Here is a 20910-nt window from a genome sequence, read left to right on the forward strand (position 1 = left end):
CCATCGGCGCATTTTCGCCCGCCACATTTCTGCCACATTTGCGCCACTTTCCGGCCCACATTCCCTGCGATTCAGCATCCATTCGGGGGACATGACACTGGGATGGGAGTGCGCGACATGCGTGCAACGATGTTCGCCGCAGGCCTCACTTTGGCCTCTACCGCCGCCTTTGCGCAGGCACAGGAATTCACACCAACAGCACCAAACGGCCACGTGACGCTGACCAATGGTTGCGTCTACACGCGCAACGAACTGGCGCAAGGCAACGAATGGTCGCTGATCTACACGCAGGCCGGCACATCTGTGCAATGCCCGCTGACCATCTACGGACAGATCACCGCAGACCCGGCCCCGGTGCCGGAAACAGCCCAAGTGGCGGCCTATGTGCCCGACACGCAGGCCACCGGCGACACCGCGATCGTGACCAAAACCCAAGTCATCGCCGACATCGCCCCGCGTCCGCGCCTGACCTTCATTCCGTCCTATATGGTCGGCGTCTTTCGCTAAGCCGACAGGTCAGGCCGCACGCCCGTTAAAGTTTTTAACGTACGCCTCTGTCTGGACACATTGGCGTCGAAAAAACAGCCGTTTCATCCTGTAGACCCATTCCAGTGCGGGGGCACGGACACTTGGATGGGAGTACGTATGATGCGTGCACTGACAATCGCCGCTGGCCTCTGTATGGCCGCAAGCGCAGCATCGGCTTCGGCCGATCTGGAACTGGTCACACGGACCGATTCCAACCTGACCCTGAACAATGGCTGCGTTTACGCACCGGCCCAGTTCACACAGGACAACACATGGACCTTCGCTTATGCGAATGCCAACGCGCATGACACATGCCCGCTGGCCGTACGCCTGCAACAACGGGCAAACGCGCATTTCGAACCGTCCTATCTGGTCGGCGTCTACCGCTGAACACCGCAACACGGCAGGCGCAATGCGCGCCCGCCCGTGCCCGGCCCGCGTCTGGATTGGGCCGCAGGTCAGTCGTCCGCATTGGTGCGGATATTGACCGATCCATCGCCATAACAGCGCTTTTGGCTGTTGGCTGCGGCAAACCGCTTGTCCATCTTGATCGCGGCGGCATCTGACACCCGCCAGCCCGATCCCTGAAAGGCGCGGCGCACCGCCGTGTCGAACGGGCGCAGCGTCTGCCAGTATTTGATAAAGGCGCCGTATTCCCCGGCCGCGTTGGTGTTCACGCCAACCGCACCCGAACCGCAGGAAAAGCCTGCGTTGACCATCGCGCGCGCCAACCCGTAGCCCCAGCAGGACGTGGTATAGAACATGCGCAGCCGGTCGCCCGCACCCAGCGCGCCAATGGCCGCCTGCACATCCGCCCACGCCACATTGCGATCCACGAAACAGGCCTCTCCGTCCTCGCCATGGGCGTGATGCAGCATGTCGATCTCAAAAATATCGCCATCCGCCAGCAGCCCCTCCAGCACATCGACCAAACCGTCCAACGTGGCATTGGCCCCGTTGATCACCCGCACCTCGCCATAGCTCGCCGCCAAGGCCATCCCTATGCCAATCGACGATTTCTCGATCCCGCTATAAAGCCATTTGTAGGGCCGTTCCTCGGCCTCTTCCCCGAACTCGGAAAACAGGATCAGCGCCCGTTCGGACCGCCGGATCAGCGCCTCTTCGCGGCTGTCAATCCGGTCCTTGACCTCGTCCTTGACGTCTTTGACCGCATCCGCGACCTGACCAACGATGTTGGACAGTTTCGGGCGGCCACCCCAGCGGCGTTTACGTTTGAAACCCATGCAATATATCCCTTTTTTCCAATTTGGCCGACAAATGGTTTCGGCCTGAACACCCTGTTTGCTATGCAAAATTGCGCGGGGATATCCCCGTTGCCGGGGTCATTCATTTGGGGGGATTGCGCCCGTGTTGACAGCCAGATTGCGCGATCTCGAAGCGGCGCAGACATTCGACGAACTGTGGCAGACCGCCGTGGCCGTGCTGGACGCCGAAGGCATCGGCAGCGTCACTTACCTCACCGTGGCCGCAGACTTTTCCCAGCCGTTCTTACAGACCACAATCCCTGCGCTTTATGACGGCTACGCCCCTGCAACCGATCCGTTCCTGCACCACTGCTGCACCAATTACGACATCACCCGGACCGGGTCGGCGTTTCTGGGGGACTATCCCTATTTGCCCGAAGCGGCCCAGACGTTCATCAAGCGGGCAGAGGCCGTCGGGTTTCGGTCCGGTCTGGGCATTCCCGTGCGGCTTGTCGGTGCGCCGCGCTTTGGCGGGGTGAATTTTGGCACCCGGATGGAGCGGGCGGTGTTCGAGGACCGGATTGGATCGCGCGCAGAAGAATTCCGGCTGTTTGCCCTCATCCTGCATCGCCGCGTCGAGGATCTGTCGCGCCCCGTTGCGTCAGAGCCGTCGGTGATTGACGTGCCGCCCGTGCCGACGCTTGTGGCGCTCAGCCCGCGCGAACGCGAAATCATCTGGCTCACCGCCAAAGGTCTCAGCCGCAAGGAAATCGCGCGCAGTTGCAGCCTGTCGCCCCACACGGTGGCCGACTACACCCAAGCCGCCTATCGCAAACTGGGGGTCAAAAACCGGGTCGAGGCGACCCGCGCCGTGCTTGGGATCTAAGCACCGCTCCGGGGCCCAAAGGTTGCCAAATGACTAATTGGCCGCTGTAAGCCATTGAAATTACGTCACCGCACGCCTGTCCCAGCGTGGGACAGTCGCGCCGTCAGTCAAACAGGGACCGCAGCCCCTTCTTGACCTCATCCTCCAGTTTTTGCTTGGCCGCGTCTTCAAGGTCCTGCCCTTCGTCCACGATATTGAGCTCTTCTGCGACCTTGTTCCGGACCGCATCACGGGCCTGCTGCTTGACCTGCTCGACCTCCTTTTCAAAGTTCAGATCAATAGCCGCCTCAAGGTCGGGCAAGATGCTGGGCGACGCCCATGGGCCCCTGATCCGCACCGGGATCGCAATGCCCGTCCCCTCGTTGGCCCGCAGGGCAACCGGGGTAAAGGTGTAGTCGATGGTCTGCGCGCCCAAGCCCACCTGCCCGGCCCCGCGCGCCTCGTAATTGGCAAGGCTCAGCAGCAGGTCATCATTGCGCAGCACGCCGCCCGCGATGTCCCACGTGGCCCCAAGACTATCGAACACGGTCGTCCCGCCCCCCACATTCCCGGATCGCATCAGCCGGTCCAGATCGATGCCGATGATGGTGCCCTGACCAAATTTGATAGCCCCCTTGCCCGACAGCGATTTCATGATTGCATCGACGGTGCTGCCAGACCCCAGAAACGACATCTCGGCATCGGCTTGCCCGGTCAGCCGCTCGATCCCGGCGGCATCGCGCAGCACGTCCTGCATCGCCAGCGACTGGGCAAACATCTTGCCCCCCACGCTGAGGCCGGAGCGGTTGTTGATCACAAATTCGCCCGACAGCGTCCCCTGATAGGCCTGCACCTCGCGCAGTTCGAAGACCATGCGGCTGCGATCATTGCGCAGCAGAGTGCGGGTCTGGCCCAGCTTGAACTGACCCAGATCGATAGAGGATGCCGTCAGCGCGATCTCTCCGTTGAAGGCAGCCAATCCGCTGGCGTCAATCCGGTCCGTGGGCCAGCCCGATCCCGCACTGGGCGCGCCGCCTCCTCCGCTGGCCACACCGCTTTCCGTGACGCTGCGCAGATCAAGCGCACCGGCGCTCAGTTGGGCATTCACCTGCGGCGTGCCGTTGAGGTTGATATCCGCCGCGCCGGTCAGCGCGTTGCCCCCCAGATCCGCCGTCAGGTCGCGCAAGGACAGCCGCCGGTCAGCGGTGAGTGTCAGATCTGTTGTGACATCCATCGCCCGCCCCAACTTGGCCGGCAGACCCGGTTGCGGCAGCGCAAGTGCCGCAAAAAAAGCGTCCGTGTCGGGGATATCAAGGCGCAGCCGTCCCGCCACGTCTCCTGCCGTGCTGGCCCGACCGTTCAGCGCGGCACGTCCACCACCCGCCGAAATCACGGCGTCCACCGGCTGGACCTGCCCTGTGATGAACCCGGCAAAGCCGCCGATGGTGGCATCCACCTGCACTTCACTTCCCGCCGGGCGCAAAGTGGCTGCGATGGTGGCAGGCCCCAGTCGCTCGGGCCAGTCCAGCGTCAGGTCAACACCGGAATAGGATACCAGGTCCGCCCCTTCGGCGTCATAGATCAGCGTCGCGTCCGTCACCGCCAGCCGCTGGATCGACACCGCTTGCGGGGCGCGGTCCGGGGCGGTTTCCGTCTCGATCTGGGCCTCGCCGCTGGCATCAGTAAACACCCAAGACGCGCGCCCGTCACTGCGGCTGTCCAGACGGATGGTCGGGCTTGTCGCCTCGATATTGGTGATGCGGATTTCGCGGTTGGTGATATAGGCCATCAGGTCCACGCCTATGGCTGCGTTCTGCGCCGACAGCATCGGCCCCTGCTCGGACCAGTCGGCATTGCCGACCTCCAATTCGCCCAGCGACACGCCCAATACCGGCCACAAGGTCATCGACACATCGCCCGAAATCGTCACGTCGCGCCCCGTCGCGACCCGCAACTGATCCGCGGCCAGTTTTGCGATCCGGTCCGCAGGCAGGAAAAACAGCGACACCCCCGCGACAAGAACCACCACGAGCACAAATGCGATAAGGCGACCGATCCACTTCATAAAACTGCTCCGTTCTGGCGACGTGTTGCCGCCAGCCTAGCAAGGCCAGCCCCCCAACCCCACCCTTTTCCACAGCCATGTGATCGCCTATGACGCGGGGATGAGCACAAACCCGCCCGATCTTCGCCCCGACATCGCACCCATGCTGCGGATGGACGCCCGCACCCGCCCCGGCCAACCCACCATTGGCATGGTGTCGCTGGGCTGCCCCAAAGCGCTGGTGGACAGCGAACGCATCCTCACGCGCCTGCGTGCCGAAGGGTACGGCATTTCGCCGGATTACGCCGGTGCCGACGCGGTGATTGTAAACACCTGCGGCTTTCTTGACAGCGCCAAGGCCGAAAGCCTCGACGCCATTGGCGAGGCGCTGAACGAAAACGGGCGGGTGATTGTGACCGGCTGCCTTGGGGCTGAGCCCGATTACATCACCGGCGCCCATCCCAAAGTGTTGGCGGTGACCGGCCCACACCAATACGAACAGGTGCTTGATGCGGTGCACGCCGCGGTGCCGCCGGACCCCGATCCATTTATAGACCTGCTGCCCGCAAGCGGGGTCAGCCTCACCCCACGCCATTTCAGTTATCTCAAAATTTCAGAAGGTTGCAATCACAAGTGCAAGTTCTGCATCATCCCTGATATGCGCGGACGGCTGGCCTCCCGTCCGGCGCACGCGGTGATCCGCGAGGCGGAAAAACTGGTGGACGCCGGGGTCAGGGAACTGCTGGTGATCTCGCAGGACACCTCCGCCTACGGCGTTGACATCAAACACGCAGAGGACCGTGGCCACCGAGCCCACATCACCGATCTGGCGCGTGATCTGGGCGGGTTGGGCGCGTGGGTCCGCCTGCATTATGTGTACCCTTATCCACATGTGCGCGAGCTTATTCCGTTGATGGCCGAGGGGTTGGTCTTGCCTTATCTCGACATCCCGTTCCAACATGCCCACGCCGACACGTTACGGCGCATGGCGCGCCCCGCCGCTGCCGAACGCACACTGGACCGGATCGCGGAATGGCGCGGCATCTGCCCGGACATCACGCTGCGCTCGACCTTTATCGTAGGTTATCCGGGCGAAACCGAAGCGGAATTCCAGACCCTGCTTGACTGGATGGACGAGGCGCAGCTCGACCGGGTGGGCTGTTTTCAATATGAAAACGTCGAAGGTGCGCGGTCCAACGCCCTCCCCGATCATGTTGCGCCCGAGGTGAAGCAAGACCGCTGGGAACGCTTCATGGAAAAGGCGCAGGCCATTTCCGAAGCAAAGCTCGCCGCCAAGGTCGGCACCGCGCTTGAAGTGATCGTGGACAGCATCGATGAGGACGCCGCCACCTGCCGCACCAAAGCAGACGCGCCAGAAATCGACGGCAATCTGTTTATCGACGAAGGCTTTGAAGATCTGAGCCCCGGCGACATCCTGCGGGTCGAAGTGGACGAGGCCAGCGATTACGATCTTTGGGGCAAAATGTGCTGACAGGCCCAAATGCCTGTTAACCAGTTCTTAACTTCTGGCCCCAGGGCAATCTATTAATTTCAGAGTGTTAACGCTTAATACTTATTGTGTTGCGTTAACAAAGGCGCGCACCTGCACGCAGCGTTGAAACAGCGTTAAGGATCGACGTGCATCTTTTGATTCGAATGCAACATGACGGCACAGGTGCCGCACCGTTTGGATCAACGATGGTAAAACAGATTTTCGAGCTTCTCAAAGACGCCAGTTTCGAATTTGGCCGGGCCAAGGGCACGGGCCTCGGCGCTCTGTATCTGTTTGTTGTGATCCTTGTGTTCGCGCTGATTGCTGGTCCTGATGTGGTTGCCATGTTCTTCTGATCACGAGCCGAACTTGAAAAATGAAATCTGATGTTCTATATTTGTTCTCACTCAAGAGAACGGATATGTCACATGAGCTATCATTCGACCCAACCCGGACTTTTTGACCCCGCACAGGGGTCGTTGCCGATTGCGCCAGCGCAGCCCGCGACTGAAAAACAAATCAGTTACGCCAAGGCGTTGGCCGCCAAAACCGGCAAAGCGCTGCCGCAGGCCGTCATGCGCGACAAGGCGATGTTGTCGGCATGGATCGACAGCGCAAAGCCGCCAAAACCTGAAGGCCGGTTCTCGGATTATCCAAGTGCCAAGCAGGTGCAGTTTGCCGAACGCATCGCGCGTCTGAAGCGGCGTGACATTCCACAAATGTGTTTCAAGGATCGCACGCTCATGTCCCGCTGGATTGACGGCAACAAACCACGCTGACCTGCGGCACCTTGTCGGCCTGCACGCCGTGCTTTTCGCGCTAATTCTGCAATATGAGCCAAAACACCCGCGTCCTTTACAACGCCGAATGCCCGGTCTGTAACTTCGAGATCACGCATTACGCCAACTACAGCAGCAAAGAGGGTCTGCCGATCCGCTTTGACGATCTGAATTCCGACGCGCTCGCCGATTGGGATCTGGACGCCGACACCGCTGCGCGGCGGTTGTACGTTCTCAAGGACGACGCGCTTTATTCCGGCATCCCGGCCTTTATTCTGCTTTGGCAGGAAATGCCGCGTTACCGGTGGTTGGCGCGGCTTGTATCGCTGCCGGGCGTGCACAAACTGGCGTCGCTGACCTATGACCATGTGCTTGCGCCATTGATCTATCGCTGGCACCTGCGCCGCAAAGCTCGCGCAACGTCAACAGTTTAGTGATGAATTGAGGGCTAGACTGAGGCTCCCTGATGCAGGAGCCTCGGGTCATGCCATATCCGTACTCACTCAAGGAAACATTGGCCGATGCGTCGGTTCATGCGGTGGGTGTGACCGCGGCCATCGCGGCCGGAACCGGCCTTATCCTATATGTCACACAAACGCAGGATGCCTCGCAAATCGCGGCAACAAGCGTGTATGCGGGCTTACTGATCCTGTCGTTGTTGGCCTCTGCGGCCTATCACCTGCTGCCGTGGGAACGGTCGCGCCCGGTGTTTCATCGTATGGATCACGCTGCCATTTACCTTAAGATTGCGGGGACTTACACGCCGTTGGTGGTCTTGATTGGATCATGGTTCGCTTATGTGGTGCTGGCCGCTGTCTGGGTCGTGGCACTGCTGGGGGCTGTGGCCAAACTCAGCTTTTGGGCCACAAATGCGCGCGGTTCGCTGGCGCTGTATCTGCTGCTGGGGTGGGCGAGCGTGTTGCTGATCTGGCCAATGTGGCAGAATCTGCCCGGCGCCGCTGTTGCGCTGATCGCCGCTGGCGGGTTGCTTTACACCGTGGGGACGGTGTTTTTTGCGATGAAAGTGCTGCGCTTTCAGAACGCCATCTGGCACAGTTTTGTGCTCGCCGCCTCCACCTGCTTTTTCTGCGCGGTCAGTATGGGCGTCTCAGCCTGAGCCGAGCCGGGCCAACGTGTCGAACACCTTTGCGTTGCGGCAAAACTCGGGCGTTTCGGACACAGCCCCCACCTGCGAGGCCAACCAGCTTTCACAGCTGTCTGGCTGCGTACAACCGGCACAGCGATGCACCATATCTGCCAAGTCGTCAGGGGTCAGACCCGCGCGCAGCGATGCGTCTTGTAGGTCAATGCCGCGCGCCTCTGCCATGTCGTCAACAAGGGCGGCGTGTCGTTTCAGGCGATGGGTCGAGGTCATGTGCAGCTCCGATTGCAGCGGGGGTGTGCACATAGAATGCCCCAAGGCGCGCAGGGCGCACCTTGACCAAGATCAAAGTCGGGGTGTCAGAGTTGGCTGGCCGTGCGCCGCACAATCTCGATCCGCTGCGCATTGGGCGGATGCGTGCCAAGGAAACGATCACCGGGGTCAGGAATGCGGTTAAAGAACTCTGCCCCTTTCAGCGGGTCATAGCCCGCGCGGGCCGTCACGATTGTTCCCAGTTCGTCCGCTTCCAGTTCGAAATCCTTGGAATAGGTCCGCGCGCCGACATTGGCGCCGATGCGCTGCGCCGCTTCGACAGCGCCTGCATCACCGCCGGTGATCGACGCAAGCCCCGCAAAAATGACCGCACCGGCGGCGGCGTTCTGCTTTTGCCGCGCAATATGGCCACGAATGTGATGCGCCGCCTCGTGGCTCATCACAAAGGCCAGTTCATCTGCATTGCGGGCATCGGCAATCAGCGCCACGGTAAAGGCAATGATCGGGCGGCCATTGTCGTCCAGCGTCTGATACGCATTGGGCGGCAGACGGGGGCGGTCGTCCACGAGGATGCGAAAATCACAATCCACCCCCGTCGTCCTCTCGCGGCAGACGCGTTCGGCCACGGGCTCCACGCGCCGCACCACTTGGGCAAAGGCGCGGGCGGCCTGATCCGGCGTGCGCAACTCGTCCGGTGTTTGCACCGCTGTGACCGTCCCTGTTGGTGCTGGCGCAGGGGCAACCGCATCATCGCAGGCAGCAACAAGGCCAAGGGCAAACAAGGCGGACAAGATACGAAGCATCGGGCGGGCTTTCCTCGATTTCACATGCGGGCCTCAGTGTATCACGACCAAGCCCGGGTGCCAGTCCTGTTCACGCGCACGTGTGCGGGGATCAGCTCAGAGCTTGCTTTCCAACAAAGCGACGGGCGCATCCGCAGCCTTTTCGAAATCCAGCGCAGCGCGATCAGAAACGGCTGTCAGCCGTTTGAATTCAAAGCGCTTCTCGCCAGCCTCTTCTTCGGAGGCGACGACAAGGCACTGAAAGAGGTGCACAGCGCCATCATGCAGATCCACGAACCCGCGCAAAGATGGGGCCGTCTCCGCCTCCATCGCAAAGCCGGTTTTCCACATGCGCAACACCGGATAGGACGCGCCCCCCGTCTCAATCCGCAAACGCGAGGCGTTGCGGATGGATTGGCGGCGTGCGTGGTCAAGACCCGCTTGCACTTCTTTGGGGACAAATGTGGACATCGCAGACTTCCCTCTTCAGACCCACAACTTGAGGCAGAGTGTGTTGAGGTCCAGTAAATTTCTTTTACGCGACCGCTTGGACCAGATCACTGTGATATTCTCGTGACGGCCCCGCATGTGCAGGGGCGCAGGTGCCCTGCGCGCGCCAAAACGTTGGTCAGGGCGGGCAAACCGCTACATATGCCGCACCAAGCGACAGGAGACGCGATATGGGTGTTTTGGTGGATGGCGAATGGCGGGACCAGTGGTACGACACCAAGTCGACTGGTGGCAAATTTCAGCGCAGCCAGGCCAAGTTCCGAAACTGGATCACCGCCGACGGCGCGCCGGGTCCGAGCGGTATCGGAGGCTTTCCTGCCGAATCAGGGCGTTATCACCTCTATGTCTCTTACGCGTGTCCGTGGGCGCATAGGACACTGATCTTTCGTGCGCTCAAAAACCTGACCGATCACATCACCCTGTCTGTCGTGCATCCCGACATGCTTTCCGATGGCTGGACGTTCCAGACGGACGACCATGGGGCCACGGGTGACACCTTGTACGGCCTGCCCTTTGCCCGCGATATCTATACCAAAGCTGACCCGACAATCTCGGGCCGCGTGACAGTTCCGATCCTTTGGGACAAGACCCAAGAGACCATCGTAAACAACGAAAGTGCCGAGATCATCCGCATGTTCAATTCGGCCTTTGACGGGATCACCGGCAACACAGACGACTACTGGCCCGAGGCCTTGCGGGACGACATCGCATCGGTCAACGACCGCATCTATGACACGCTGAACAATGGCGTCTACAAATCCGGCTTTGCCACCACGCAAGACGCCTATGACGACGCCGTGGGGCCCCTCTTTGACACTTTGGACTGGCTGGAGGACCGGCTGAGCACGCAGCGCTACCTTATGGGTGATCGTCTGACCGAAGCGGACTGGCGGCTGTTTCCCACGCTGGCGCGGTTCGACGCAGTGTATCACCTGCACTTCAAATGCAACCGCAAACGGTTGATCGATTACCCACACCTGTGGGCCTACACGCGCGACCTCTATCAGACGCCGGGCGTATCCGCGACGGTGAACATGAAGCACGTCGTGCGCCACTATCACTACAGCCACGAAAGCATCAATCCGCACCGGATCATTCCGATCAACCCGGTTATCGACTTTGACACACCGCACGGTCGCGATCAGGTGATGGCGTAATGCTCCACCATCGCGGCCAGATCCTCTGGACGTGTGCCTGCGGGCAAAAACGCGCAGGCATTCGCCGCGTGGGCAAAAATTGACCCATCCGAGAAAAAGCTGGTGTCTGTGACGAAAATCACCCGTGCATCGGGATGTCGGTAGCTGGCAAAGTCGGCCACGGCCAACGCGCTGCCCTCTTCAAGCACCAAATCCAGCAGGATGATATCGGGGGCATGTGTATCCAAATGGTCGACAGCCGCGCTCTGGTCAGTGACCTGATGCACGTTCATCCCCATTCTTTGTAAGTGCCGCGACCAAATAGCCCCAAGCTCTGGCCGGCTTTCTACGATCAAAACGTTCATAACGACTCCGGGCCGACCCAACTTCGGCCCCTGCCTTCTATTTTTCCCGGATTCCTTAACAAAGGGTTAATACACGAGAACAAACCTTAACAGCGCATCTGAGCATTGAGTTTTGCGCGGATTTTCGCTCTTAGGGCGCAGGAAATGCTTAATGGGTGCCCGCTCGAATGGATAAATCCAACGACGCAAGACAAAAGCGTGACCATGGCGGTGGGCTGGATCAGGCTGTTCAACGCTATGGTGGGGCGCGCGCGGATTGGATCGACCTGTCCACAGGTATTAATCCTATTCCCTATGCGTTTACGCCGCCAACCGCCGCTGCGTGGACTGCGTTACCCGATTCTGGCGCGCAATCGGCGCTGTGTGCTGCCGCCCGCACATTCTGGACTGTACCGGATCATTTGGACGTGCTGGCCGTGCCCGGTGCGTCAGCCGCAATCGCGCAGATGCCCCGCCTGAAACCGGCAGGCACCGTGCGCATTCCCCGCCCCACCTACAACGAACACGCCGCTGCCTTTGTCACCCACGGATGGGACGTCACAGACACAGGTGGCGACGGCCAAGTGCTGGTCCATCCCAACAATCCAACGGGACATTTTTGGAACGCGAACGATCTGGGACATGGGTTGCAGATCATCGACGAAAGCTTTTGCGACATTGCGCCGGACCGCAGCCTCGTTCCCCATGCTGGCGCCGATACGATCGTGCTGAAAAGTTTTGGCAAGTTCTGGGGGTTGGCGGGGCTGCGTCTGGGCTTTGTCATCGGTGAGCCCGACCATCTTGGGCGTCTGGCCGAGTGGTTGGGTCCGTGGCCCGTCTCCGGCGTGGCGCTGGACGTCGGGCGGCAGGCGTTGCGCGATGTCGCATGGGCCGATGCGACACGCACGCGGCTGGACGTCGATGCCATTCGGATGGACAGTATTTTGGCGGATGCGGGCGCAGAATGCGTTGGCGGCACCGCACTTTTTCGCCTGTATCAGGTCGATGACGCTGCCCGCTGGCAGGACCGATTGGCGCAGCATCATATCTGGAGCCGGACATTCCCATATTCGGACCGTTGGCTGCGCCTTGGTCTGCCGGATGCATCCGGGTGGTCCCGACTGGCCGACGCAGTATGAGCATCGCGTTGCAATTGACACTGGCCCTGTGCCTCGACGCGCTGCTGGGCGAGCCCAAATGGCTGTGGAACCGCCTGCCCCACCCTGCTGTTCTGATGGGGCAGCTTGTTCGCTGGTTGGATGTGACGTTGAACCGGACGCATGTCGCACGCACCACCGGCGTCGTGGCCCTTGTGGTGATGGTGACGCTGGCGGGGGCGGTCGGGTGGGCGCTGTCCCTCTTTGGTGATGTCGTGGCCATCTGCGCCGCTGCAATTCTGCTGGCACACAGGTCGCTTGTGGAACATGTCGGCGCTGTCGCTGCGGGCTTGCGCCTGTCGGATGCAGCGGGCCGCCAAGCGGTGCGCATGATCGTCAGCCGCGACGTCAGCGATGCCGCCCCACAGGATGTGGCCCGGGCAGGAATAGAATCGCTGGCTGAAAATTTCAGTGACGGCGTTGTCGCACCGGCCTTTTGGTTCCTTGTGGCTGGCCTGCCTGGCATCGCAATCTACAAGATGGTCAACACCGCCGACAGCATGATAGGCTACCGCACGCCGCGATACGCGGATTTTGGGTGGGCCGCGGCACGCTGTGATGACGTACTGAATTGGGTGCCCGCCCGCCTGACCGCACTGGCACTTACTCTGATGGGCGGCGCGTGGCACGCGTGGGCCGCAATCCGTGCCGATGCCGCCCTGCACCGCTCTCCCAACGCGGGCTGGCCCGAAGCAGCACTGGCCCACAGCCTGTCCTTCGCCCTCGCAGGACCGCGCAGCTATGACGGCGCGGTGCAGACCTTTCCGTGGGTCAATGGCGCTGGCAAACGCGCCCTGACATCATCCGATATTGATACCGGTGTTGCGCTGATATGGAAAACCTGGGGCGGGATCGTGGCCGCCCTCTTTGTTCTGGGAGGCCTTCAATGGCTCTTGTAAATCGCCTCGCCATCGCCCTGGTGGTCACATTTCTGCCGCTTGGGGCATGGGCGCAATGCGGTGGCAGCTTTGCCAGTTTCAAATCCGCGCTGGCAGCCGAAGCCATCGCCAAAGGCATGTCCAAGAACACCGTAGAAAGGTTCCTTGCGGGCGTGCGGCAAGATCCGTCCGTGCTCAAGGCTGACCGCGCCCAAGGCGTTTTTCAACGTCCGTTTATTGATTTCTCGCGCCGATTGATTTCGCAAAACCGGATCAATGCGGGCCGCCAAAAGGCGCAACAATATGCCAGTGTCTTTGACCGGATCGAACGGCAATATGGTCTCGATCGCCATGTTCTCTTGGCCTTTTGGGCGTTTGAGACGGATTACGGCGCGTTTCAGGGCGATTTTAATACGGCCAACGCTCTCGTCACTCTTGCCCATGACTGCCGCAGGCCCGATCTCTTTCGCCCCCAAGTCTTTGCCGCGATGGAGCTTTTCGCCCGTGGTGCCTTTGATCCTGCCCGCACAACTGGCGCGTGGGCCGGTGAGATTGGCATGGTGCAAATGCTGCCCCGAGACATTCTAGAAAACGGAGTGGACGGCGACGGCGACGGGGCTGTGCGCCTGAAATCCTCTGCCCCGGACGCATTGATGTCAGGCGGCAAGATGCTGCAGCATCTGGGCTGGCGTGCAGGCGAGCCGTGGTTGCAGGAGGTCACAGTGCCCACGTCCATGGATTGGAGCCTGAGCGGTGTCGGCACCAAACTGTCCGCCGCGCAATGGGCAAAGCTGGGGGTGCAACCGCGTCAGGGTCGCCTCGCTGATTTGCCCGCATCGCTGATCCTGCCGCAAGGGCACAAAGGCCCTGCCTTTCTCGCTTATCCGAATTTCGATGTCTATTTCGAGTGGAACCAGTCCTTTACCTACGTTCTTACCGCCGCTTATTTCGCCACGCGGCTGGCGGGCGCTCAGGTCTATGACGCCGGGACCCCAGATCCTGGGCTGAACGCGAACCAAATGAAAACACTGCAAAAAAAGCTTCAGGCACGCGGGCACGATGTCGGCAAGATCGACGGTATCCTCGGCGCAGGCACGCGCGCCGCCGTGCAAGCCGAACAAAAACGGCTGGGCCTGCCCGCCGATGCCTGGCCGACGCCCGCGCTTCTGCGACGTTTGTAATTTGGTAACGTTTGGATTATATTCCGAGCCAGCGGTAATTGTGTTCAGTGCACGCACCGAACAAACGACCCGGCAGAGCCGCTACTCTGCCGGGTCACTCTTTTTCAGGCTATAGCCCGATCAAGAGACGGATGATACCAATCACGAGCGTCGCTATTGCAATCGCCATCATCCATTTGCGGTATTTGCTTTCCGTCAGTGCACTCACCTCCTCGCACGGTCCATTGGGGACCGCTGCCAAGGGATATCGGTGAAAGATTAACTCAATTTGAATGCATCTGACGCGCACTAGGCTACTAGCGTCTCGGCCTTTTTCAGATCCACCGACACCAGCTGGCTCACACCTTGCTCCGCCATGGTCACCCCGAACAATCGGTCCATCCGCGCCATGGTGACGGCGTGGTGCGTGATAATCAGGAACCGTGTGTCGGTGCGGCGGCACATCTCGTCCAGAAGATCGCAGAACCGTGTCACGTTCGCATCGTCCAGCGGCGCGTCGACCTCGTCCAGCACACAGATTGGGGCCGGGTTGGCCAAAAACACTGCAAAGATCAGCGCCAAAGCGGTCAACGTCTGCTCCCCACCCGACAGCAGCGAGAGGGTCGACAGCTTTTTGCCCGGCGGCTGACACATAATCTCAAGCCCGGCTTCCAGCGGATCGTCGCTTTCCACCATTACGAGGTTAGCCTCACCGCCACCGAACAAGTGTTTAAAGAGCATGGAGAAATTCGAATTTACCTGTTCAAAGGCAGTTAACAGCCGCTCACGGCCCTCGCGGTTGAGGCTGGCAATGCCGCCGCGCAGCGTCTTGATTGCCTCCTCAAGGTCGTTCTTTTCGGACAACAAGTTGTCGTGCTCTTCTTGCACCTCTTTGGCGTCTTCCTCTGCGCGCAGGTTCACAGCACCCAATGCATCGCGCTGACGTTTCAGCCGCGCCACTTCGGTCTCCAGTGTCTCGGCCCCCGGCATCGCATCCGGCGTCACGTCCAATGCCGTCAGCAGCTGGTTCGGCGTTTGCTGATGTTCGTCCGCAATCCGCTCTGCCGCAGCCTGCACCGTCTCGCGCGCCGCTTCTGTCAGGGCCTCGGCCCGCGCCCGGTCCTCGCGCGCTTCGGACGCGGCACGTTCTGCATCCCGTTCCGTTTGTGCGGCCGTGCGCAGCGCCGCTTCACCGGTGCTGAGCGCGTCGGCGCTGTGCGCCTTGCGCGCTTCGGCTTTCGTGATCTCTTCGGCAAGGCTCGCGCGGGTCTCGGCCAATTCCGATGGCAGTTTTTCGGCGACGGCCAGTTCTGCCTCTGTCGTTTCCTTGCGGGCCACCAATTCGGCGCTGCGGCGCTCCGCCGTTTCAAGCCGGTGCTTCCAACCACTGACCTCCTTGGTGATCTCCTGTGCGCGTTTGATCCGCGCCTCACCTGTGCGACGCAGATCGTCATGGGCCGAGCGGCGCGACATCATGGTGATGCGGGCCGCCTCGACCGTCATGCGGATATCCTCCACTTGCGCGCGCGCGGCATCGAGGTCCGGCAAATCGGCCAAGGCCGTCTCCGCTTCGGCCAAACGGCTGCGCGCGCCCATCGCCTCTTCCTCGTGTCGCGTCACGGCAAGGCCCAGCGAATCCAGTCGGCTTTGCGCCAGATCGCGGTCCGCCTCTGCCCGGCTCAGTGCGCGGGCGGCGTCCGCCATCATCCGGTCTGCCACCCGCCGCGCCTCGCGCGCACGCTTATCTGCATCCGTCAACTCGGTCAGGCGCGCGGTCAGTGCCTCATGCGCCTGCCGCGCCCCATCGGCACGTGCGGTTGCACGCTCCTGCGCCTGTTTCAGCGCCTCCAGCCGATTGAGTTGTTGCAACCGCAGTGCTGCCGCACTGGGCGCATCTTCGGCCCACGCGCGGAAGCCGTCCCACCGCCACAAATCGCCCTCGCGCGACACAAGGCGCTGCCCGGGTTTGAGTTGGTCATGCAGGCGGGCCGCATCGTCGGAATCGGCAAGTCCGATCTGGCTCATCCGGCGGGCAAGTGCCGATGGGACAGAAACATGCAGGGACAAGGGCGTCACACCCGCAGGCAGTTGCTGCACCCCCTCGTAATCCGGCAATGTCGCCCAACCCGACGGGCCATCCGCATCCACCTCTGGTGCGCGCAAATCGTCGGCCAAGGCTGCCCCCAGCGCTTTTTCGAACCCGGCCTCGACCTGCAAACGGTCCACAATCTGGCCACCCTCGGCGGTATCCCGTTCGACCAGCTTGGCCAGCGCGCCCGCTTCGGCGCGCAGCGCATTCAGCTCGCCTTCGGCCTCGGACCGTTCGGCACGTGCATCCGCTTCGCGCGCCTGCACATCCGCCCGCGCCTCTTCGGCGGACAGGAGCGTCTCATCAGCCCGCTGCGCTGTCGCTTCGGCCTCGACAGAGGCCGCTTGCGCCGCTGTCACATCCGTTTCGGCCTGCCGCAACGCATCTGCGCTTGTCGCCACCGCCGCGCGCGCCTTTTCCGCCTCGGCCTGCGCGCGTGCTTCGACCTTGCGGTTGTCATCCAGCAAGCGCTGCGCCGACCCATGCCGCGCGGCAAGCCGGGCCACATCCTCGGTCTGTTCGGCCTGATCCTCTTCGCGGGCCTGTAAGACCTGTGCGGCCTCCCGCGCCCCGCTTGCCGCCTCATCCAGAAGCGCTTCATGCCCGTCGCTGGCTTTGGCGATCTCGCCCGCCTCCCATTCGAGACGCTGGATCGTCTCGCCCGCGTCACGGTTGAGGCCACCTTCGCGATCGATGTCATGAGTCAGCTGCACGATCCGCTGGCTGAGCGTTTCGATCGTCTTTTGCGCCTGCCTGTCCTGTTCGTCCAGCGTGTCCCGCTGCACGGTGAGCCGCTGCAGCACCGCTGCTGCGATCGCCTCTTCCTCGCGCAGGGGCGGCAAGGCCTCTTCGGCGGCGGCGCGCGCCTTCAGCGCCACCTGAACTGCGGCTTCGGCTTGCGCCGCCGAGGTGGTGCGGTCGCGCAAAGCCTCTTCGGCGCGTGCCCGCGCCTCATCGGCCTCACGCCAGCGCCGGTAGAGCAACTGCCCTTCCGCTTTGCGCAGGCTGTCGCCGATCTCGCGGTAGCGCGCCGCCTGCCGGGCTTGCCGGGCCAGTTGCGCCAGTTGCGTGGCCAGTTGCTCGATCACATCATCAACGCGGGCAAGGTTCTGTTCGGCACCCTTCAGCTTTAGCTCGGCCTCGTGGCGCCGCTGGTACAGCCCGGAGATGCCTGCCGCCTCTTCCAGAATGCGCCGTCGGTTCTTGGGCTTGGCGTTGATCAGCTCGCTGATCTGGCCCTGCCGCACCAATGCGGGCGAATGCGCGCCGGTGGACGCATCGGCAAACAGCATCTGCACGTCGCGCGCCCGCACATCCTTGCCATTGGTCTTGTAGGCGCTGCCAACGTCCCGCGTGATCCGGCGCACAATCTCAAGTGTGTCCTGATCATTGAACCCCGCGGGCGCCAAGCGGTCCGAATTGTCGAGATGCAGGGACACTTCGGCAAAATTGCGCGCGGGCCGCGTTGCAGCACCTGCAAAGATCACGTCCTCCATGCCCCCGCCGCGCATCGCTGTGGGCCGGTTTTCACCCATCACCCAGCGCAGCGCTTCGAGCAGGTTCGACTTGCCACAGCCATTGGGCCCGACAACCCCCGTCAGCCCATCCGCGATGATGAGGTCAGTGGGATCGACAAAGGATTTGAACCCCGTCAGTCTGAGTTTGGAAAAGCGCAAGGGCAGGTCCGGCTCTGAGTCTCTCTGGCCTGTCATGGTGGCGGGGCGCAGGGGCGTCTGTCAACGCGAAGACCCCAGAAACAGCGGCCTGAAGCGATTTATCCACAAGATATTGCGGTTCCCCGCTCAGATCAGGGTGCAATCCAGGTCCAGCACCAACTCATTCGTGGCTGCGCTGATATAGCTGTCCACCGTGTAACAGTCGTATTCACCCTGCGGTTTCAGCCGGTCAATCTTTGGCCCGCCTTTGCCGCAATCGAGAATGCCGGTGGCCTGTGCCTGATCCCCGCGCACCTCTTTGACACTGCAACCGCTCACCATTTCCATCGCGCGGCCCGCACGTGACTGGATCGGGCCAAAACGCGGCGCGTATTGCATGTTCGTACGGATTGCCTCCGCCAGACGCCCATTGACGCGCACGTCAAAGGTCGAGCCGTCAATCGTCACCGTCGTCACCGGAAGTCCGCGAAAATGCGGGCCTGCGGTGTTGCAGGCGGCCAGCAAACACAAGAGCGCAAGATACCTCATCCCGGCACCCTGCCCGGTCATGGTTAACGCCGCCTTAACGCTTGCATTGCACCGCATCGGAACTGGTCATATGATTTTACCAATTCGCAATCAGGTGCCCGAAATGCCCTTCCGCCCCGTCCAACCGGAAAAACTCTCTTCCGCCGTGATCCGCCAGATCGAACAATTGATCCTGCGCGGCATCCTGCGGCCCGGCGAACGGTTGCCGCCCGAACGGGATCTGGCCGACCGGCTGGGCGTGTCGCGCCCGTCGCTGCGCGAGGCCATTGGCCACTTGCAGGATGAAGGGCTGCTGGCCACCCGGCCCGGCGCGGGGGTATTTGTGGCGGATGTGCTGGGGTCTGCCTTTGCGCCTGCGCTCACGCAGCTGTTTGCCCGCCACGACGAGGCGGTGTTTGACTATCTCAGCTTTCGCCGCGACATGGAGGGGCTGGCAGCCGAACGCGCCGCGCGCCTCGCGTCCGACACCGATCTGGCCGTGGTCAACACCGTCTTTGAAAAGATGGAGGCCGCCCACCCCAAGCGCAATTCTGACGAAGAGGCGCAGTTGGATGCGCAGTTTCACATGGCCATCATCGAGGCCAGCCATAACGTGATTATGCTGCATATGATGCGGTCGATGTACCAATTGCTGCGCGATGGCGTCTTCTACAACCGGCAGGTCATGTTCAAACAACGCACCACCCGTCAGGCCTTGCTGGACCAGCACCGCAGCATCAATGCGGCCTTGCAGGCCCGTGACCCGGACGGCGCCCGCGCCGCGGTGCACACCCATCTGGACTATGTCGAACGCGCCCTGCGCGATCAGCAAAAAGCCGAGCGGAACGAAGATGTGGCGCGCCAACGGCTGGATCACGAAACTCAGGCCTGACCGGGGGTATCCCGTTTTGACACGTACCGTGGCCGCCGGGGCTGTCACGCAGGTTTGGACACCAATGGCGGGCGGATGCGCGCCGCGCGCTGGCCCAGCCAAATCGCGCCCAGAACGATAAGCGCTCCGCCAATCTGGACCAATGTCAGCGCCTGACCCAGCAGCAGCCAGCCAATCACCACAGCCGACAGCGGGCTCAGAAACCCCAAGGCCGACACCGCACCCGGATCAATCCGGGCGATGCCACGGAACCACAGGACATAGGTAAGCGCTGCGCCAATCAGCCCGAGATAGACGATGCCCAGCAGGTTGCCCGCCTCAAGCGGTGGCAAGGGTGGCTCCAGCAGGAGGGCGAGCGGAACCAGCAGGATACCTCCCGCCGTCAATTGCCACGCCGCAAAGGCAAAGAGCGGCACCGGCGGCTGCCATTTTCGCGTCAGCACAGTGCCCGCCGCCATGGACGCGGCCCCGGCAAGCCCTGCCATCAGGCCCAGCGGGTCCAGCGCGACCCCGGACCCCAACACCAGCATTCCGACGCCCACCATGCCAAGCAGCGCGGCAATCACCGCCGCAGCGCGGACCGCTGTACCGATCAGCAAAGCGGCGAGGAACACGACGATCAGCGGTTGCACCGCCCCCACCGTCGCGGCGACACCCCCCGGCAACCGGTAGGCCGCCACAAAGAGAAATGACCAGAACAGGGTAAAATTCAGCGCCCCAAGCACAAAGATGCGGCCCCACCAGATGCCCTGCGGCATGTGCCGCGCAATCGCCAGCATCAAGAGCCCGGCGGGCAAAGCGCGCAGCGCCGCCATGGTGACCGGGAACCCGTCCGGCAAAAGTTCGGTGGTGACATAGTAGGTGCTGCCCCAGATCAACGGCGCAAGCGCGGTAAGGGCGATATCCAACTGGCGTTTCATGGCGCGCCTCCATTTATCTCGACGTCAAGATACTTTGATATATCTTGACGTCAAGATAAAATCGAATATGCAGGTTCCATGGATCACGTGGACCGCATCATCCAGCAGTGGAAAGAAGCCCGGCCCGATATCGACACCGGCCCTATGGCGACGATCGGGCGGATCGCGCGCCTGTCCGCCCAGCTCCGTTCCGAAATGGAAAAGACGTGGAAGCGTTACGGGCTGAACGCGGCGAGCTTTGACGTGCTGGCGACATTGCGCCGGTCGGGCAAACCCGAAGGGTTGTCGCCGGGAGAGTTGCTGGAATTGACGATGGTGACGTCGGGCACGATGACAAATCGCGTGGATCAACTGGTCAAATCAGGGCTGGTTGAGCGGGTGCCGAACCCAAACGACAAGCGGGGGTTTCTGATCCGGCTCACGCCCACCGGGTTTTCAACGATCGAAACCGCCGTGGGCGAACATGCAGCCACGCAAAAGCGTCTGGTTGCGGGTATCTCGGACAATCAGCGGTCGGAACTGGACACCTTACTGCGCGCCTTGGGTGATGCGCTGAACGACGACGGCTAGG

Annotated in this window: 23 protein-coding genes; 14 read left to right on the top strand and 9 right to left on the bottom strand. The window is 61.8% G+C overall.

Going from position 1 to position 20910, the window contains the following annotated elements; translation table 11 throughout:
- Positions 1 to 117 precede the first annotated feature (117 nt).
- Positions 118 to 507 carry a hypothetical protein gene (locus Q1A85_RS12560; RefSeq protein WP_299689511.1) on the top strand — a complete coding sequence of 130 codons (390 nt, stop codon included), beginning with the start codon at positions 118 to 120 and terminating at the stop codon, positions 505 to 507.
- A 141-nt stretch (positions 508 to 648) separates the two neighbouring features.
- Positions 649 to 918 (top strand): hypothetical protein, encoded by a 270-nt coding sequence (locus tag Q1A85_RS12565; RefSeq protein WP_299689513.1) that lies wholly within the window; start codon positions 649 to 651, stop codon positions 916 to 918.
- A 68-nt stretch (positions 919 to 986) separates the two neighbouring features.
- Here Q1A85_RS12565 and Q1A85_RS12570 read toward each other — a convergent pair whose 3' ends face one another.
- On the bottom strand, positions 987 to 1772 hold the full coding sequence (locus tag Q1A85_RS12570; protein ID WP_299689515.1) for a hypothetical protein: 786 nt from the start codon (positions 1770 to 1772) through the stop codon (positions 987 to 989).
- Positions 1773 to 1896: 124 nt separating this feature from the next.
- On the opposite strand from Q1A85_RS12570, the gene Q1A85_RS12575 reads away from it, so the two are divergent.
- Entirely contained in the window at positions 1897 to 2619 is a 723-nt protein-coding gene (locus Q1A85_RS12575) for a LuxR family transcriptional regulator (RefSeq protein WP_299689517.1), read from the top strand.
- 103 nt (positions 2620 to 2722) lie between these two features.
- On the opposite strand, the gene Q1A85_RS12580 is transcribed toward Q1A85_RS12575, so the two are convergent.
- The gene (locus Q1A85_RS12580) at positions 2723 to 4663 is read right to left on the bottom strand and encodes an AsmA family protein (protein ID WP_299689520.1); all 1941 of its coding nucleotides are present in this window, start codon (positions 4661 to 4663) and stop codon (positions 2723 to 2725) included.
- A 100-nt stretch (positions 4664 to 4763) separates the two neighbouring features.
- Here Q1A85_RS12580 and rimO point away from each other — a divergent pair, with 100 nt between their 5' ends.
- From rimO to Q1A85_RS12605, 5 genes are all read left to right on the top strand, one after another.
- Entirely contained in the window at positions 4764 to 6134 is a 1371-nt protein-coding gene (gene rimO, locus Q1A85_RS12585; protein ID WP_299689522.1) for a 30S ribosomal protein S12 methylthiotransferase RimO, read from the top strand.
- 206 nt (positions 6135 to 6340) lie between these two features.
- Positions 6341 to 6490, top strand: coding sequence for a hypothetical protein (locus Q1A85_RS12590; RefSeq protein ID WP_299689524.1), 150 nt, complete (start codon positions 6341 to 6343; stop codon positions 6488 to 6490).
- Positions 6491 to 6562: 72 nt separating this feature from the next.
- A complete protein-coding gene (locus Q1A85_RS12595; protein ID WP_299689526.1) occupies positions 6563 to 6913 on the top strand; it encodes a hypothetical protein in 351 nt (116 codons plus the stop codon).
- Between the two features lie 53 nt (positions 6914 to 6966).
- Positions 6967 to 7347 carry a thiol-disulfide oxidoreductase DCC family protein gene (locus Q1A85_RS12600; RefSeq protein ID WP_299689528.1) on the top strand — a complete coding sequence of 127 codons (381 nt, stop codon included), beginning with the start codon at positions 6967 to 6969 and terminating at the stop codon, positions 7345 to 7347.
- Between the two features lie 50 nt (positions 7348 to 7397).
- A complete protein-coding gene (locus Q1A85_RS12605) occupies positions 7398 to 8030 on the top strand; it encodes a hemolysin III family protein (RefSeq protein ID WP_299689530.1) in 633 nt (210 codons plus the stop codon).
- Here the strand turns inward: Q1A85_RS12605 and Q1A85_RS12610 are convergent.
- The 3 genes from Q1A85_RS12610 to Q1A85_RS12620 all read right to left on the bottom strand — a co-directional run bounded on the left by Q1A85_RS12610 (position 8022) and on the right by Q1A85_RS12620 (position 9541).
- A complete protein-coding gene (locus Q1A85_RS12610) occupies positions 8022 to 8288 on the bottom strand; it encodes a DUF6455 family protein (protein ID WP_299689532.1) in 267 nt (88 codons plus the stop codon). The two genes, Q1A85_RS12605 and Q1A85_RS12610, sit on opposite strands and share 9 nt — an antisense overlap.
- Before the next feature lie 86 nt (positions 8289 to 8374).
- Positions 8375 to 9091, bottom strand: a complete 717-nt coding sequence (locus Q1A85_RS12615) for a M48 family metallopeptidase (RefSeq protein WP_299689535.1) — start codon at positions 9089 to 9091, stop codon at positions 8375 to 8377.
- Positions 9092 to 9187: 96 nt separating this feature from the next.
- Complete coding sequence (locus Q1A85_RS12620; protein ID WP_299689537.1) at positions 9188 to 9541, bottom strand: hypothetical protein; 354 nt, start codon at positions 9539 to 9541, stop codon at positions 9188 to 9190.
- Between the two features lie 209 nt (positions 9542 to 9750).
- Here Q1A85_RS12620 and Q1A85_RS12625 point away from each other — a divergent pair, with 209 nt between their 5' ends.
- Entirely contained in the window at positions 9751 to 10737 is a 987-nt protein-coding gene (locus tag Q1A85_RS12625; RefSeq protein WP_299689539.1) for a glutathione S-transferase family protein, read from the top strand.
- Here the strand turns inward: Q1A85_RS12625 and Q1A85_RS12630 are convergent.
- Positions 10722 to 11081 (bottom strand): response regulator, encoded by a 360-nt coding sequence (locus tag Q1A85_RS12630; RefSeq protein ID WP_299689541.1) that lies wholly within the window; start codon positions 11079 to 11081, stop codon positions 10722 to 10724. The genes Q1A85_RS12625 and Q1A85_RS12630 overlap by 16 nt on opposite strands.
- A gap of 167 nt (positions 11082 to 11248) precedes the next feature.
- Here Q1A85_RS12630 and Q1A85_RS12635 point away from each other — a divergent pair, with 167 nt between their 5' ends.
- Genes Q1A85_RS12635 through Q1A85_RS12645 form a run of 3 tightly spaced genes read left to right on the top strand, consistent with a single transcriptional unit; the run spans position 11249 to position 14276 of the window.
- Positions 11249 to 12199, top strand: coding sequence for a threonine-phosphate decarboxylase (locus tag Q1A85_RS12635; protein WP_299689545.1), 951 nt, complete (start codon positions 11249 to 11251; stop codon positions 12197 to 12199).
- A complete protein-coding gene (gene cbiB / locus Q1A85_RS12640; protein ID WP_299689548.1) occupies positions 12196 to 13116 on the top strand; it encodes an adenosylcobinamide-phosphate synthase CbiB in 921 nt (306 codons plus the stop codon). The genes Q1A85_RS12635 and cbiB overlap by 4 nt, the downstream gene beginning before the upstream one ends.
- Entirely contained in the window at positions 13104 to 14276 is a 1173-nt protein-coding gene (locus tag Q1A85_RS12645) for a lytic murein transglycosylase (protein ID WP_299689551.1), read from the top strand. Before cbiB ends, Q1A85_RS12645 begins: the two co-directional genes overlap by 13 nt.
- A gap of 288 nt (positions 14277 to 14564) precedes the next feature.
- On the opposite strand, the gene smc is transcribed toward Q1A85_RS12645, so the two are convergent.
- Both smc and Q1A85_RS12655 read right to left on the bottom strand, forming a co-directional pair.
- Positions 14565 to 18056: a chromosome segregation protein SMC gene (gene smc, locus Q1A85_RS12650; protein WP_299689554.1), complete on the bottom strand. Its 3492-nt coding sequence runs from the start codon at positions 18054 to 18056 to the stop codon at positions 14565 to 14567.
- Positions 18057 to 18146: 90 nt separating this feature from the next.
- Entirely contained in the window at positions 18147 to 18548 is a 402-nt protein-coding gene (locus tag Q1A85_RS12655; RefSeq protein WP_299689557.1) for a hypothetical protein, read from the bottom strand.
- A gap of 103 nt (positions 18549 to 18651) precedes the next feature.
- Here Q1A85_RS12655 and Q1A85_RS12660 point away from each other — a divergent pair, with 103 nt between their 5' ends.
- Positions 18652 to 19419, top strand: coding sequence for an FCD domain-containing protein (locus Q1A85_RS12660; protein ID WP_299690216.1), 768 nt, complete (start codon positions 18652 to 18654; stop codon positions 19417 to 19419).
- 44 nt (positions 19420 to 19463) lie between these two features.
- On the opposite strand, the gene Q1A85_RS12665 is transcribed toward Q1A85_RS12660, so the two are convergent.
- Positions 19464 to 20339 (bottom strand): EamA family transporter, encoded by an 876-nt coding sequence (locus tag Q1A85_RS12665; RefSeq protein WP_299689560.1) that lies wholly within the window; start codon positions 20337 to 20339, stop codon positions 19464 to 19466.
- A 78-nt stretch (positions 20340 to 20417) separates the two neighbouring features.
- Here Q1A85_RS12665 and Q1A85_RS12670 point away from each other — a divergent pair, with 78 nt between their 5' ends.
- The gene (locus tag Q1A85_RS12670) at positions 20418 to 20909 is read left to right on the top strand and encodes a MarR family transcriptional regulator (RefSeq protein WP_299689563.1); all 492 of its coding nucleotides are present in this window, start codon (positions 20418 to 20420) and stop codon (positions 20907 to 20909) included.
- Position 20910 lies beyond the last annotated feature (1 nt).

Source organism: uncultured Tateyamaria sp., from assembly GCF_947503385.1.
Lineage (GTDB): Bacteria > Pseudomonadota > Alphaproteobacteria > Rhodobacterales > Rhodobacteraceae > Tateyamaria.